The sequence below is a fragment of the Pontibacillus chungwhensis BH030062 genome (assembly GCF_000770675.1).
Taxonomy (GTDB): Bacteria; Bacillota; Bacilli; order Bacillales; family BH030062; genus Pontibacillus; species Pontibacillus chungwhensis.
Window position 1 is genome coordinate 165,045 of sequence record NZ_AVBG01000008.1, and the last position, 14,872, is coordinate 179,916.

Consider the following 14,872-nt stretch of genomic DNA (forward strand, 5'->3'; position numbering starts at 1 on the left):
TTATTTAGCAGACAACCGTTAATCTATCAACCTATCCGTATACATTCCATAGTTTAAATAGGTTCTCCCCTAAAGAAAAACCTTTACGTTCCATTCTATCCGAGATTCGATTAGCGTGTTTATGATCCAGAATAAGGATAACATGTTGAGATGGATCAGCGTGGTTCTCACCTTTCAGAGATGATACGTCTATATGCTCATAAATTGGGAACGGTTTATTTAGCAGCATAAGTTGTTTACATGCTTGAGGTGAACCTATAAGAATGATTTTACTAGTAGTAGGGATCATTCTTTTTAAATAATCGGTAGAAACCTCAACCACCTCTCTCCACGTTTGTTCAATATCACTACGACATAAGGAATTTGGATGCACCCGCGAGAGGTAAAGGACTTCATTTAATTTATAAGGGTCTGTCACCTGGTAAAGCCTCATAAATAAGTCGTAATCGTGCGCAACCTTAATTGCAGGATTGTATCCCCCTACTTCATTAAATAACGATCTCGAATACATGACCGTTCCGTGAGCCAGATGGCAGCCGTGAAACCGATTCTTCATCAACTCTTCTGTTTCCTTAAAACGGTTACTCCCCTCTGCCTCTTTACGCAGGCGCAGAGAAGATATCTTCTCTGCGCCTGGAATGCATGAGATTAAGGACCCGACAAGTTGGGTCTTTGGATGTTGCTTTAGAAAAGCTAATTGAGTATTTAAACGATGAGGGACGCTCTTGTCATCACTATCTTGTATGGCGATCCAATCCCCTCTTGCACATTCTATCGCTTTATTCAGTGATGCAGCCGTTCCTTTATTTTGATCATTGTGTATGATGCGTACTCGCTTGTCAGTAATACTATCTAATATATAGGGCGTTGTATCTGTGGAACCATCATTTACGATAATCCATTCAAATGCTTCATACGTTTGATTAAGAATGCTGTCTATAGCCTCCTCAATGTACTGAGCACCATTGTATACTGCAGTCACGACAGACAGTTCCAAGAGAATTACCCCTTTTTATCCTTAATGGATTTTTGTAAGGTGTTTCGGTAAGCGTTAATAGTCTGTTCCAGCCCATGCTGCAATGAAACTTCGGGTTTCCATCCTAACAACTCCATTGCCTTATCAATGGTCGGTTTTCTTCTCTTTGGATCGTCTTCAGGTAAAGGGTGAAAAGTTATTGCGCTCTTAGTTCCGGTTAGCCGTTTGACCAATTGAGCTACATTTAAAATGGTATGTTCATATGGGTTGCCAAGATTTATGATTTCACCGTTTGCCTCATCTCGTTTCATCATCAACTTAAGCCCTTTAATCGTATCAGTCACATAACAGAATGAGCGCGTTTGCGTTCCATCCCCATATACAGTTATGTCCTCACCCTTTAAAGCTTGGTTAACGAAGTTCGAGATCACGCGCCCGTCATCGTTTGCAAGGCCTGCAGAATAGGTATTAAAGATTCTAGCTACCTTTACCTTTGTATGGTATCGGGTAAAATATTCATAACAATATACTTCTCCTAGACGCTTTGCCTCATCATAACAAGCACGTGGCCCCCACGTATTCACATTTCCTCGGTAGCTTTCAGATTGAGGATGTATAAGAGGGTCCCCGTATGCCTCGCTCGTGCTCGTATAGACCATTTTAGCTTTTTGTTGAACGGCGAGGTTCAACATATTTCTCGTACCGTCTGTATTAATCGCAATGGTTTCAAAGGGAAATTGTTGATAATATTTCGGAGACGCAGGAGAAGCTAGATGATAGATTTCGTCTATATCGTATATCGACGTATGCTTCAATAAATCTGTTGAACAAGCATCTGCTTCCACAAACGTAAAACGATCTTTGAGATGAGCCAAATTATCTTCTGACCCTGAGAGGAAGTTATCAATTCCAATGACTTCATGACCTTCTTCAATTAATTCCTGCACTAAATGAGATCCTAAGAACCCAGCTGCACCTGTCACTACGATTCTTTTCGTCAATTTGCCACACTCCGATCCTAATTGCTGAATAGTATGATGATCATTATCATATGAAAGAATAAGGAGTTTTGTATGGGCAGGAGGCATTTGTGATGATAACTGTGATCACGAGTACGATCCGTGAGGACATGTTCGATAATTTACTTGCTAACTTTCTGAGGCAAAATGTTTCCCCTAAAGAGTTAATCCTTATCCTAAATTCCGATAGCTTGGATATAGATATTTATCGAGAGAAAGTAAAATCCTATAAATCTATTCATGTAGAACAAAGACCCTCATCAACCACTTTAGGAGAGTGTCTAAATGTGGCTTCTTCAAAGGCCTCTTATGAAACGATCGCTAAGTTTGATGATGATGACTATTATGGCACCGATTATCTGAAGCAATCATTAATGGATATGGAGCACCATCATGCTGGTGTGGTAGGGAAATCAACGTACTATATCTATTTTGAAGAGAATGGATGGCTCACTTTATTCCAGAATGGAAAGGAAAATGCGAGGATTCAAACGACTAAGACTCCTTTAGCTGGCGGGACACTTGTGTTTAAAAAAGGCATTTCGAGCTTCCCTCACCTCAATAAAGGAGAGGACATTGGGTTTCAGAAGGCGTGTATACAAAGAGGAATTCCTTTATACTCCGGCAGCGCCGAAGGATATGTACTAAAAAGATATGGCTTAGGTCATGGACATTCATGGACAGTCAGCGATGACCGTCTATTTCATCATTGCCACAAAGTAGCCTTAACAAATGATTTCGATCATTACTTTGGCAAAGGAAGTGAAAAGAATTGATTTCTGTCATTGTTTGCACAAAGCGTCCGGAGTTTATAGAGAACATTATAAGAAACTATAAGCGTCAATCAGTTCCCTATAAAGAACTCATTCTTTTACTTCATTCTAAGGAGTTTAATCTATCAAAGGTTCAAAAAACGATGAAGGATTTACAGATTCAGGCTCAATGTTTTCAGTTAGATAAGAATCAATCCCTTGGAGAATGTCTAAATTACGGGAACCGAATAGCCACATACGATTTGGTAGCCAAATTGGATGACGATGATTATTATGAGGATCACTTCCTTAAAGAAGCTGTGCAAACGATTACGTCTAAGCAGTGTGCTGTGGTCGGTAAAGGAAGTTTTCAAATCTACTTACAAGCATTTGGTGAGCTACGCCTTTATCACCCTCACCATCAAAACAGATGGGTTACTAAGAACGTTGAAGAATCGTTTAGTAGCAAGCATTTTCTATGCGGAGCCACTATGGTCTGGAATCGATGTTTGGTTGGAACGAACCCTTTCCCAGATGTTAATCAAGGAGAAGATAGCGGTCTTCAGAGAAGGTGCTTCGAGAGAGGTTTACCTATGTATTCAACATCAGAACAACACTATATTCACATCCGCTATAACGATCCAGCCCATCACACCTCCGATATGAAAGATACACTTTTACGCAGTAGAAGTACCTTTATACGAAAGATTAACCATATACATGAACTGAAATAAAAAAAGTTAAGTACATCAGAGATGTACTTAACACGAGGAGTTGTGTGGAAGTTCAATTGAGAAACTCTCAATATCTTCACACCTAACAGCAGTAATTCGTTTTTCCATATATGGTGTAAGCATCTCAGGTTCAAGAACAACAGCACAGCAGTCTTTCGTAATGGCTAATAACTCTCCCTCAATCATATCTCCTGATTTTGTTTTTAAGATTACATCTTTGTTTTTAGCAAATTTATTAAGAAGGTTGCACAAACAATCACATTTTTTGCATTTACACTTGTTTAGACTTTGAATCTTTTCAAAATCACTCTTACTTTCAAACTCATCCTCTTCATAGAAATCATCGAATTCATCAAACTCTTTAAATCCCATACATTATTTCTCCTTTCATCGTGAATTTCAACTCATATATAGACTATTCAACATGAAGGGTAAATGTTTGGACGATTAAGCATTTTTTTGGGATCTGGGGACAGGTCCCTTGTCCCGCCACAGCGAAATAAAGCAAGGAACCTGCTATCCAGGGATGGTGAATACATTAAATTTTGTTATAATAGATAAAATATTGAAAAATTTCAAATATGGGGTGAATACGAATGCCTATTAATATACCAGAGCAACTTCCTGCTAAAGACATCTTGGAGAAAGAAAACATCTTTCTCATGGAAGACCCACGCGCCAATAACCAGGATATCCGTCCTTTGAATATCCTCATTCTGAACTTAATGCCAGAGAAAGAGAAAACCGAACGCCAATTGCTACGTTTACTCAGTAATTCACCATTACAAGTTAACGTCGAATTCATACACACGTCTACATACGAATCGAAAAATATTAGCAAGTCCCATTTGAGTCAGTTCTACAAAACATATGATGACATTAAAGAGAAAAATTACGACGGGATGATTATTACTGGCGCCCCTGTCGAGCAGCTCCCTTTTGAAGAAGTAGCATACTGGGAAGAACTAACGGAAATTATGGAATGGACGAAAACAAACGTTACCTCTGTGCTTCATATTTGTTGGGGTGCACAAGCGGCTCTGTATCATCATTACGGAATTAAGAAGTATGAACTGCCTGAGAAAATATCGGGTGTTTTTCAACATCGTATTATGAATGAGACGAATAAGTTAATCCGCGGAATGGATGATGCGTTCCTGGCTCCTCATTCACGCTACACTGATGTATCAGAAGAGGAGATTCTTGCGAACGACCGATTAACGCTCCTTGCTTCATCAAAGGAAGCTGGGGCATTATTGATGATGTCTAATGATGAGAAGCATGTGATGATCACCGGTCATATCGAGTATGAATCGACTACATTAGCTGAAGAATATGAGCGCGATATAGCAAAAGGGCTCGATGTCAATGTTCCATCCGGTTACTATCCAGATGACGACCCTGAACAGAAACCTCTCAATCGCTGGCGATCACAGGCCTACCTGCTATTCTCGAATTGGCTGAATTATTGCGTTTATCAGGAGACTCCTTACGAATGGGGCACGGAGGGTTTGTGGAGCATTTAGCGGGCCGGGGGGACAAGCGGGCCGCGTGGACCATGGGGACAGGTACCTTGTCCCCATGGGGGCATCTACTACCTTTTGCATCCTTTCTCAAGTCAAAAGGTAACAGAGAGCGACATTCTCTTACCTTTCAAGCTTTATAACCTTTAAAAAGGTCATTGGTAGCCTCGCTCTCTTACTTTTTGAATACAAAAACCTAATAAAAGGTCACTGATCGGTTGAATCAGTGACCTTTTTTCATTTTATCTACCTCATAACGTCACAAATACAGCCACTTTTACTGCCCCCTGCCCAAAAAAGTGGGACAAGGTACCTGTCCCCCCTTCCCAAAAAAATACCCACCCCTAAAAGGGGTGGGTATGGCATCTATTATCCTTCTGTATCAGAAGAAGATTCTTCAGACTCCTCTTCACCATCATTTTCCGGCTGGGAAGGTTGTTGTTCTTGTTGAGCTTCTTCCAACAAGGACTGAATCTCCTCCATAATACGTCCGGCTTCTTGATAGTTTCCTTCTGACGTTTGTTCCTGATACTGATCAAATAGATCGGATACTTCTTGAAGCACTTGACTTGATTCAAGCATTTCTCCTGTATCAGGTGTCTCGCCTTGCTCACCTTCTCCTTCTGGCGCTTCGCTATCAGGATCAATGCGGGATAGCAAGACTTCTAAAGCACGGTCAAAGGTCGGCTCCATCACAATCTGGTTCTGATAGGCAACGATGACCTGTTTGACTTCTGGTAAAGATGTTTCATTAGAAGATTTTATATAGATTGGTTCCGCGTAAAGGATCGTATCCTCAATTGGCAGAACGAGTAAGTTTCCTCGGATAACCTCAGATCCACCTTGAGACCACAGATTCAATTGCTGCGAAATATCGCTGTCCTGGTTAATTCGGTTCTCGATTTGTTGCGGACCGTATACGTTTTCTTGTTTAGGGAATTCGTACACCATCATCTCCCCGTAGTTATCCCCATCGTTTCGAACACCCATCCAAGCAATCATATTTTGACGATTACGCGGAGTGAATGGAGTCATGAGGACGAATTCTTCTTCCTCTGCTTCAGGCAGACGCATCGTCACATAATAGGGTTCCATCGTTACATCGTCGTTAAAGTATTTCTCCGTTGGAATCTCCCAGTAGTCCTCACGATTATAGAAGACTTCAAGATTCGTCATGTGATACGTCTGATACAGATTAGACTGGATCTTGAACAGATCGATCGGATAACGGAAGTGACTGCGAACATCTTCAGGCACTTCTTCTGTGAACAGGTCTGGGAAGATATTGCGGTACGTCCCAAGCAATGGCTCTTCAGGGTCTACCACATAAAACGTTGTTTCTCCTGTATACGCATCTACGGTTACTTTCACCGAGTTACGGATATAGTTTTTACTTCCTTCATAGGCCTCAGAGTAAGGATAATTACTCTCTGTTACATATGCATCAATCATCCAGGCCATTGTGCCATCATCTCTGACGAAAATATATGGATCCTCATCATAAGAAAGGAATGGTGCAATACGCTCCACACGATCCATAATGTTTCGTGTCTGAAGCATTTGGCTATCCCCCGTTACCTGGTCCGAAACAAATAATCGGAACGATCCTTCATCAAGAGCAAAAAGTGCCCGGTTAATACCAGATAGCGGAATGCCGGTATCCGCTTCAAAACGGTTCGACTTGTTCTCATCCCCAGAAGGATAATCAAACTCGTCGACCCCACTATTTACAACAACCGTGTCATACTGCTCTTCACCGAAGTAAACTTGCGGTCGTGTGATCTCCAGTTCTCCTTGAGGAGGCAAGTTCTGAACCATATACTCCGGTTGTCCTTGTGGTGTAATCTCATGAACGTTACTCATCGCAAGCCCGTAACCGTGCGTATAACGAAGGTTCTGGTTCACCCACGTCTGTGCTTGTGAAGGTAAGTCAGACGTATTCAATTCACGAGCTCCCAAGAAGACTTGTTGGTACTCCCCGTCAATGTTGTAACGATCAATATCAATATCATTAAATTCGTAATACGTACGGAACGTTTGCAGCTGATTGTACACATCAAGAATTGGTCGACTATCATTAATGCGTACATTATTAATCGTATCCTGGTTTCGTTCCACCATCTCACGATCAAGCGTATCCGCTCCAGGATGCTGAGCCTCCGTCATATCCTCAAGCTCATAGGCAGTTCTTGTCATAGAGAGGTTCTCTTCCAAATAAGGACTTTCTTTAGAAAATTCATTCGGCGACACAACGAAGTTTTGTACAATCATGGATGCACCTTGTGCCACAATCCCCACGACAATATAAAGAATAATCGGCAGAATCATGCTCTTCCAATTGCCACGGAATAAAGAAATGATCACCCAGATTGTACCGAGTAAAGCGACACCAGCCAGAACATATGAAGCTGGGTTATTAATCACATCGTCCGTATAGCTTAAGCCATGCACAACACTTTGTTGCGCCACATTGACCTGATTGGTAAGTAGTGAATAGAACGGTTCAAGCACATGTTGCGCTGCTAGTAACACACCAATAATCGCTAGCGTCGTACCTAGATGCAATTGCGCCGTACGACTTGTGCGATACATCGTGAAAACAGAATACAACCCAATTTCCACAAACAAGAAGAAAATCGCAAGACCTAGTACTGTCGATAGTGCGAACTCTATAAATGGCAGCACGAACATATAGAAGGATACATCACGATCAAAGTGTGGATCGCTTACACCGAAAGGCTCATAATTTAAAAACTTAAGCCATGGCTCCCAGCCCACTCCTTGAACAATTGTACTTCCAATCAGTCCAATGAATAGAGCCAAAAGAAGTACCAACGATCGACTCCACTTCTTACTCGTAACAAGCGTCGGTAACTGCCCTTCATTAAAGTGTCTTAGATAAGATTTCCGTACCCAACTAAACGTAATGTAGGTACAAACCGCGAAGAGGATAAAGCCAACAATCCCAAGCATAAACTTGCTCGTCAGAATCGTCATGTAGGAATCCTGGTACCCCACTGTCCCCATCCATATGTATTCCGTAATCCAGTTTAAGGACAAAAGAGTGAGAACCAACAAAGCAATGACAACAAACCCTATCTTCCCAAACCATCCTCCAAACTTTTTCATCTTTTTATTTCCACCAGAGGGAAATCCTCTGACATTACTCGTCTCGTTGTCCAAACCAACGCCTCCTTTTTATCTATACCTAACTATACGATTGAGGATAAGAAATGTTTCGCGATTCTTTAGTTTGACTATAACGGAATGGTAGGGTCTCTGCAATCAAAGGATGGATCGTCTTGATCAAACGTTTGATCAATTTTTTATAGAGGGCGGGAGTAGCGGTTGGATCTGTGACCTTTTGTGTACTTTTTTCTAGTAAAGGACTCTGATAAGGGGGCTCTTTCACCTTTTAAAAGGTTTTATACGTAAAAGGTCATTGATCTTGGTCTTCTCTTACCTTTTAAGATCTTTTATGCATAAAAAGACTTTGATATCTTGTTTCTCTTACGTTTTGAAAAGTTATACCAATGCAAAGGTCATCGATCAGCTCCTTCTATTCCCTTCTTCATAATTCAGTCATCCGAAACATCACTGACCAGGGAACTGACCACCCAACCCCCACCTGTGCTATACTCAAATTATCCCGTATCAGAAAGGAATGAAGCTATGTCGCTATATAAACTTCGAACAAAGCCGCTCCACTTAGCCACTTTAGAAATCCTCCAAAGAAGAATGACACTCTCCCCAAAAGCAAGTAACGATTATACACGCTGGCTTAAAGGCTTCGAAGGAGAACAACGCTTTGATCAATTCATCGAACCAATCGCCAACGAATCGTATTTACTACATGACCTCTTGTTAAAAAAGCAAAACACAACCTTCCAAATCGACTCCCTGTTGATTACACCTGAGAAAATTTATCTTTTTGAGATTAAAAACTACGAAGGTGATTTTCTCTACGAAGATGAGAAATTCTATCGCTTACCGAATACTGAAATCCTTAACCCGCTCCATCAGTTACAAAGAGCCGCTGCATTACTTGGCCAACTATTGAAGTCCCACGGACATACGATACCGATTGAAGGATACGTCATCTTCATTCACCCGCACTTCCACCTTTACAATGCTCCCCTGACACCATCCATCATATTTCCTACTCAAATAAAACCCTTCCTAGAACAACTCAAGACGGCTTCACTGCTCACTTCTTATCATGAACGACTAGCGCAGGATTTGAACGACCTCCACCTCAATGATTCTGCCTTAAATGAAATACCGTCCTATACGTTTGACTCATTGCAAAAAGGGATGAGCTGCTTTCAATGCTTCTCCTTTTCTGTTCGTCTTAACGGCCACAGGTGTCTTTGCGAAAATTGTGGCGCCTACGAAGCTTATAGGGATGCGCTTTTGAGAAACGTGGACGAGTTCAAGATGCTTTTTCCTGATGAAAAGATCAGGACTAAACTCATTTATGAATGGGGCGGGAAACTCGGAAGTTATAAAAGGATACGCACCGTGCTTCAGAAGCATTTCACCAAAAAACGTAATAATCGATGGATGTACTTTGAATAGGAACTGGTACAAGCGTGCGGATCAATGACTCTATGAAGACACTCCACACAAAAAAGGGAACTGATCTCTGGCTTCGCTTACATTATAGTCCCTCTCACTACAAATAGGGCACTGAGTAGGTGCCTCCCTTACTTTTCAGCTTACCAACCAAGGAAAAGGTCACTGATCTAGTCCATCAGTGACATTTATTCTCTTCACAACGTCATTAATACTCTGACCTTCGACCAGGCCAGTTGCACCCTGGTGATCTTTTACCTTTGTGGGATCTTTACTAGAAAAAATGTCATTGATTACTTGCCTCTCTTACCCTGCAGCCCTCCATACTACAAAAAAGACACTGACCAGTTCTATCAGTGACCTTTTCGCCCTTATTCTCTACCAAAATGGACCTCAGTCGTACGAACTACTACCTCATTCACTCACCTTCGCCATCCACTCCGATAACTCTTCAAACCGACCATTTACACGATAAAACTCCGCCTCTTCCTTCATCTGAACATTCCTTTTAAAGCTACAAGCCTTTCTACTCTTAATCTCATCAGCATAGTCCTTCAATTTATACGCCATCTTCAACGTATCCCCATAAATCTTATGAGTATCCCAGCGCTCATCTCCCCCCTTACAAGCAACCAATTTCGAGCCTGAACCCCCTCTGTATTCCACTTTCCACGTATAGTTCAGCTCCAAATCGTTTAGATATTGCTCCTTAATAACCTGAAACCACGCTCCGCTATACACACCAGAGAATTGAAGGTTAGGAGCGAATTTCAGATGCCCGTCGCAGCCTGCTAGACATGGGATCCCCGCTTGGTTGACCGCCTTCACGAAGCTCGAAATGTATGGATCAAGCTTCAACGCATCAACCTTCAGTCCATGCTTTCGGTTTACGAACGCTCTCCATCTGAAGTGATAGCCTTCCATACTGACAGGGAACTCCTCACCACGGTAAGCTGTAATCTTCTTCATCATGATGACCGGGAACTTATTCGTGAGCAGTTGAAAACGATCGTCATTCCAGAAGATTGGAATGTTCAAGCTGTTCAGGAGTCTCTTCACATCTACTAGATCCGCCTTTGAACTTCCACTCGTCAATGCTAAAAACGGCCCATCCTTCTCCACCAAGAACCCTCTCATCTCAAGCGCCTCGCGTAACCTTTCTTGACCGTCCATCTTTTCTAGGGAAAATAAATTTGATCTCATATGATCGCCTCCTCATTTATTACCCTAAGTATAAAAGAAAGAGGATTACAAAATTGTAATCCCCTCGCGTGACCTAACACCTCTACGGCTATTGTGCTTATAGTGAACATTTCCTTTCAAACATTCGTGATTCCAAACATAATGACCATTCGTCATTTTCAGAAGTTGTTTCCCATCAATCCCGGTTGCTTTTTCTATATCTGAGCGAATACTTCTGACCATCCTCGGAACATAAGAAGAAGACATTTCACTAGCATTATACTCCCAAAGCACCTCAGAAAGCTGAGCTACTGTTAACCCATCCTTACTCAGCATAACTGCTTCTAATATTTGCGTATTTACAGTTGAAAAGCTGACACATTCCTCTGACCCATTTAGCTCAGTACGGTATGGATGAATAATTAAAACCGCGCGTTCACCGTTTGATACGCTATATTCTATATCATCCTCTGTTTCCACCAGCGTCCCATGTTGCTCAGTAAGAGGGATATAGCCCTTCTTCTTAACTTTAATTTTCGCTTGATAAGGTGTGAGAAAAGTGGAGAGAACACGATCTTCCCTTGCTTTCTCTTCAACTTTAAATAAATAGCTATAGGCATCCTTAAATAACAACAACCTGTAATAACAAAGCGCCATGTTACAGAACAACTTATAACTCTGTTTATCATCAAGCCCCAATTTAAGCGCGCGTTCTGCATAAAATAGGGCGCCCTCATAGTTGCCTTTTTTCTCTAATAAAAAAGATAGGTGATAACAAGGCCGAGGATCTTCCGGAGCAATGTAAGCCGCCTGCTTCAAGTTACGGACGGCACGCTCAAAGTTTGCGAACTTCATCTTTTCATTTCGTCCAAGGTTCAAATAAAGCCTAGAGAGCTCCTGTAAGTATTCACTTTTATTCTCTTTATCTACTTTTATACATTTTTCATAAAGCGTAATACCAGATTGGATCCACTCTTGCTCTTCCTCTTCTTCATCGATGCCCTGCATGTTTTCCCAATCGTAGAGCTGTTGTTTTAATTGAAGGATGTTTTCCAAGCGTACACCTCCTTGTTTCTGCTCTTTGTAAATACAACAAATCATATCTATGAAGATTCACCTTCTCTAAAGTTTCCACCACTCTGCCTAGGCCATCAAATCCTATTTCTCACTATCATAATATTTGAAGCCTACTTAAAAAAACTCTTCCTAAGGTACTCACCCAACTCTTCATCACAACAATAAACATAACACCCCTTCATCCCACGTGTCATAAGCGTCTTATACGTATTCCTCACCAAATCAAACAAAGGATCCTTTTCCCCTTTCTTAGGCTTACGAGGTCTAGCGCCTTTATCCTTAAACTCTTCTCTGCGCACAATAAGGGAATTCGTTTCCGGGTCATACCCCAGGTCCTTCCCAATAATGACACCTACATAATCCATCTCTAACCCTTGGACAGTATGAATGCACCCCACCTGCTCTGCACAGTCAGGGTGAATTGCCCAATCTATTCGATTTGGGTCGTTCCAAGGAAGAGCAAAATTATGTTCTGGTATCGTTACATCAAGGGGAAGTTCTCTCCCTTTTGAGTTCTTATCCCAATCCCAAGCATACCCTGCCAATAACCTTCCTGAACGTTTATTGACGATCTCTTCTGTTAGTTCATGGGGATTTGAAACCACTTTAAAGTCAAAATCACCTTCTAGATCAACCTCTTCATCGGAGTAACCTAATACACTATTCAACCATTCAATGTAATTCCCTGAACCCGAACACCGATACTGCGAATCGAGTTCAACGGTATGCATTGTAGCACCTTGTTTGGCTGCTTCTTCTCTAATGACCTTTTCACTTCCAATATCCTTTTTAGAAATTACTTGCTCGTCATCTACAAAAAAGACACTCACTTTAGAAGATCTAATAATCTGTGTAGCCTGATTCTCACCTTCAATCTTTTTCTTCATATGACCCTGTTCTTTCAAACGATGTGCCTCATCGCAGATCAACACATCAAAATAATCTTCTGGTGTGTGGACGTAAGAAGCTGAGCCTTTGAAAAGATCTCTTACTTCTACATGACTAGTAGATCCAATTAACTTTTTACGAAGGATTTCTCTGAATGCTTGGTTGGGTGTAATATACTCAGCGTATGCGTTTTGCTTTAATAACTGACTCATAAGATTCAATCCAATAACAGATTTTCCGGTTCCGGGTCCACCTTTAATAAGAATCGAGTGCTTATTTTCTGTTTCTTCACTAATTTGACTATAAATACTTAATACTTTCTCAAAAGCTACCTTCTGTTCGTCCAGCAACACAAACTCTTCATTTCCATCAATTAAAGATTCTACTGTCTCTACTAGTTTCTTAGAAGGCTTTATTTTTCCATATTCAATTGCTTCAGCTATTTCGCCACCCCTACCTTCAGAAACGGTATGGTTAATCCTCTTAGCTAGATCACGATCACTAAATTGAAAGAATAATGGAGATTCAGCTAAATATCCTTTATAACGCGGGTCTAACAAAGGTTCATTGTCTGGATTCTGAATATAATTATGTAAGTAAGCACAAGAAGACAACTGGATCGAATCGTCCGTATAAAGATTTTCATTAAAGTTAAGTAAAAACCTTTTGTAAGAGGATGCCTGATAAGAAGGATGAACTGTTTCTCGGTCACGACCTCCTAGAAATGTAGTTACAATCCCATTCCCATCTGCTAGATTAGCTTTTTGCCACTGTTTTAATTCAATAATCATAGCGTTCTTTTTATTTTGTTTATCACGCCCGGCTATGATAAAGTCAATTCTCTTCTCTGTAGAGGGAAGCTTATATTCTAATAGAACATGGGCATCTTTTTCTAATCCAGAGTCTCTTATAACCTTAGCCATTTGAGGCAACGAGTTTTCCCACGATCTTAACTCATTGAATGACACTACTTTATTCATTTTGTTTAAGACGTTTTCTTTTAAGACATATCCAATTTTATTTTCTTTTATATGATTAACGAAGCTTGAGGACGTTTCATTGTAGATAATCATAATTATTATTCAACCCCTTTAACCGGATATTTGAATGCGTTTTTATCAAGTTTCTTATAAACTTCCTCTTCTAAATCAACATTCATTTTGTCAGCCATTTGAACAAGATAGATCAAGATATCTGCCATTTCTTCATTGGTATTCTGATTCTTATCTAGCAACGCCTCTTGACTACTTTTCCATTGAAAGTTCTCTAGTAACTCGTTTGCTTCTAGCGAGATAGAAATGGCTAAATCTTTTTCATTATGATATGGCTCCCAACCTCTTTCGTTTCTAAACTCTATAATCTTCTCTATCATTTTTTCCATTTTAATAAGCCCCTAAAGTAAATTGTTATAATTGGTTTCATTTTACCACCTATTTACATTGTTTTGTATTCGTGAGAGACCCTTATAAATTTTGATTCAGATAAACATAAAAAAGCAGACACCCTCAAAGGGTCTCTGCTTTATCTTTTAAATATGATGTGTCTTGTCTTATCTTATACACTTAGATGCCTTAAGTCCTCCAAGGGCCGTTTGAGAAAAATCAGTTCAAAACCTACCCCCTATACCTCACAGTCAACCCCTTCAAAAAACTCCTAGCAAACTTATCCCCACAATCCTTATAATGCTTATGCCCCTTCTTCCTAAGCAAAGCACTCAGCTGACCCTTCGTCACGTGAACTCCCGCCTGGTCGAACACCTCAAGCATATCCTCACTCGTCAACTTAAGAGCAATCCTCAACTTCTTCAACAAGACATTATTAATCCACTCATCACCAGAGAGCGCTGGTCGCTCAGGCTGGCCTGGTTTGGGTTCTTGCTTACCTCTTTTATAAATAATCAATCCATTTAAGAAGCGCTCTACGGTTTCATCATCGACCGTCTCTTCCGCTTCCTCTAGGTCGTCGCTGTAACTATCATTTGGTTTAGTAAGCATTTCGCCTACTTCTTCTTTTGTTACCGTCATTCCGCCGAGTTCAAAGATCTCGACCATTTCTTCATTCTTTAAATCAAGCGCATATCGTAATCGGATCAATCGATCATTATTTATCATTTATATGGACCACCTTCATTTATAAAGCAAAATCC

At 40.8% G+C, this 14,872-nt stretch carries 13 protein-coding genes; 4 read left to right on the forward strand and 9 right to left on the reverse strand.

Features of this window, described 5'->3' with window-relative positions:
* Positions 1–31: 31 nt before the first annotated feature.
* Entirely contained in the window at positions 32–997 is a 966-nt protein-coding gene (locus N780_RS11915) for a glycosyltransferase (protein WP_052115045.1), read from the reverse strand.
* Between the two features lie 5 nt (positions 998–1,002).
* Positions 1,003–1,977: an NAD-dependent epimerase/dehydratase family protein gene (locus tag N780_RS11920; protein ID WP_036784211.1), complete on the reverse strand. Its 975-nt coding sequence runs from the start codon at positions 1,975–1,977 to the stop codon at positions 1,003–1,005.
* A gap of 92 nt (positions 1,978–2,069) precedes the next feature.
* Between N780_RS11920 and N780_RS11925 the strand changes: the two genes are divergently transcribed.
* Both N780_RS11925 and N780_RS11930 read left to right on the forward strand, forming a co-directional pair.
* A complete protein-coding gene (locus N780_RS11925; protein WP_052115047.1) occupies positions 2,070–2,771 on the forward strand; it encodes a glycosyltransferase in 702 nt (233 codons plus the stop codon).
* Positions 2,768–3,481 carry a glycosyltransferase family 2 protein gene (locus N780_RS11930; protein ID WP_036784213.1) on the forward strand — a complete coding sequence of 238 codons (714 nt, stop codon included), beginning with the start codon at positions 2,768–2,770 and terminating at the stop codon, positions 3,479–3,481. Before N780_RS11925 ends, N780_RS11930 begins: the two co-directional genes overlap by 4 nt.
* Before the next feature lie 27 nt (positions 3,482–3,508).
* On the opposite strand, the gene N780_RS11935 is transcribed toward N780_RS11930, so the two are convergent.
* On the reverse strand, positions 3,509–3,853 hold the full coding sequence (locus tag N780_RS11935) for a hypothetical protein (protein WP_036784216.1): 345 nt from the start codon (positions 3,851–3,853) through the stop codon (positions 3,509–3,511).
* A 224-nt stretch (positions 3,854–4,077) separates the two neighbouring features.
* On the opposite strand from N780_RS11935, the gene metA reads away from it, so the two are divergent.
* Entirely contained in the window at positions 4,078–5,007 is a 930-nt protein-coding gene (gene metA, locus N780_RS11940; protein WP_036784218.1) for a homoserine O-acetyltransferase MetA, read from the forward strand.
* A 366-nt stretch (positions 5,008–5,373) separates the two neighbouring features.
* Here metA and N780_RS11945 read toward each other — a convergent pair whose 3' ends face one another.
* Positions 5,374–8,187: a UPF0182 family membrane protein gene (locus tag N780_RS11945; protein WP_332307816.1), complete on the reverse strand. Its 2,814-nt coding sequence runs from the start codon at positions 8,185–8,187 to the stop codon at positions 5,374–5,376.
* 489 nt (positions 8,188–8,676) lie between these two features.
* Between N780_RS11945 and N780_RS11950 the strand changes: the two genes are divergently transcribed.
* The gene (locus N780_RS11950) at positions 8,677–9,582 is read left to right on the forward strand and encodes a nuclease-related domain-containing protein (RefSeq protein ID WP_036784220.1); all 906 of its coding nucleotides are present in this window, start codon (positions 8,677–8,679) and stop codon (positions 9,580–9,582) included.
* A 411-nt stretch (positions 9,583–9,993) separates the two neighbouring features.
* On the opposite strand, the gene N780_RS11955 is transcribed toward N780_RS11950, so the two are convergent.
* From N780_RS11955 to N780_RS11975, 5 genes are all read right to left on the reverse strand, one after another.
* Positions 9,994–10,782 carry a hypothetical protein gene (locus tag N780_RS11955; protein ID WP_052115049.1) on the reverse strand — a complete coding sequence of 263 codons (789 nt, stop codon included), beginning with the start codon at positions 10,780–10,782 and terminating at the stop codon, positions 9,994–9,996.
* 45 nt (positions 10,783–10,827) lie between these two features.
* The gene (locus N780_RS11960) at positions 10,828–11,817 is read right to left on the reverse strand and encodes a tetratricopeptide repeat protein (protein ID WP_036784222.1); all 990 of its coding nucleotides are present in this window, start codon (positions 11,815–11,817) and stop codon (positions 10,828–10,830) included.
* A gap of 131 nt (positions 11,818–11,948) precedes the next feature.
* A complete protein-coding gene (locus tag N780_RS11965; RefSeq protein WP_036784225.1) occupies positions 11,949–13,799 on the reverse strand; it encodes a DUF2075 domain-containing protein in 1,851 nt (616 codons plus the stop codon).
* Positions 13,800–13,804: 5 nt separating this feature from the next.
* A complete protein-coding gene (locus N780_RS11970) occupies positions 13,805–14,107 on the reverse strand; it encodes a nucleotide pyrophosphohydrolase (RefSeq protein ID WP_036784228.1) in 303 nt (100 codons plus the stop codon).
* Positions 14,108–14,339: 232 nt separating this feature from the next.
* Positions 14,340–14,837, reverse strand: coding sequence for a YehS family protein (locus N780_RS11975; RefSeq protein WP_036784231.1), 498 nt, complete (start codon positions 14,835–14,837; stop codon positions 14,340–14,342).
* Positions 14,838–14,872 lie beyond the last annotated feature (35 nt).

Excerpts from the sequence above, each read along its gene's own strand:
- N780_RS11925 (WP_052115047.1), top strand. The coding sequence starts at position 2,070 with ATGATAACTGTGATCACGAGTACGATCCGTGAGGACATGTTCGATAAT.
- N780_RS11935 (WP_036784216.1), bottom strand. The coding sequence starts at position 3,853 with ATGGGATTTAAAGAGTTTGATGAATTCGATGATTTCTATGAAGAGGAT.
- metA (WP_036784218.1), top strand. The coding sequence starts at position 4,078 with ATGCCTATTAATATACCAGAGCAACTTCCTGCTAAAGACATCTTGGAG.
- N780_RS11950 (WP_036784220.1), top strand. The coding sequence starts at position 8,677 with ATGTCGCTATATAAACTTCGAACAAAGCCGCTCCACTTAGCCACTTTA.
- N780_RS11955 (WP_052115049.1), bottom strand. The coding sequence starts at position 10,782 with ATGAGATCAAATTTATTTTCCCTAGAAAAGATGGACGGTCAAGAAAGG.
- N780_RS11965 (WP_036784225.1), bottom strand. The coding sequence starts at position 13,799 with ATGATTATCTACAATGAAACGTCCTCAAGCTTCGTTAATCATATAAAA.
- N780_RS11970 (WP_036784228.1), bottom strand. The coding sequence starts at position 14,107 with ATGGAAAAAATGATAGAGAAGATTATAGAGTTTAGAAACGAAAGAGGT.
- N780_RS11975 (WP_036784231.1), bottom strand. The coding sequence starts at position 14,837 with ATGATAAATAATGATCGATTGATCCGATTACGATATGCGCTTGATTTA.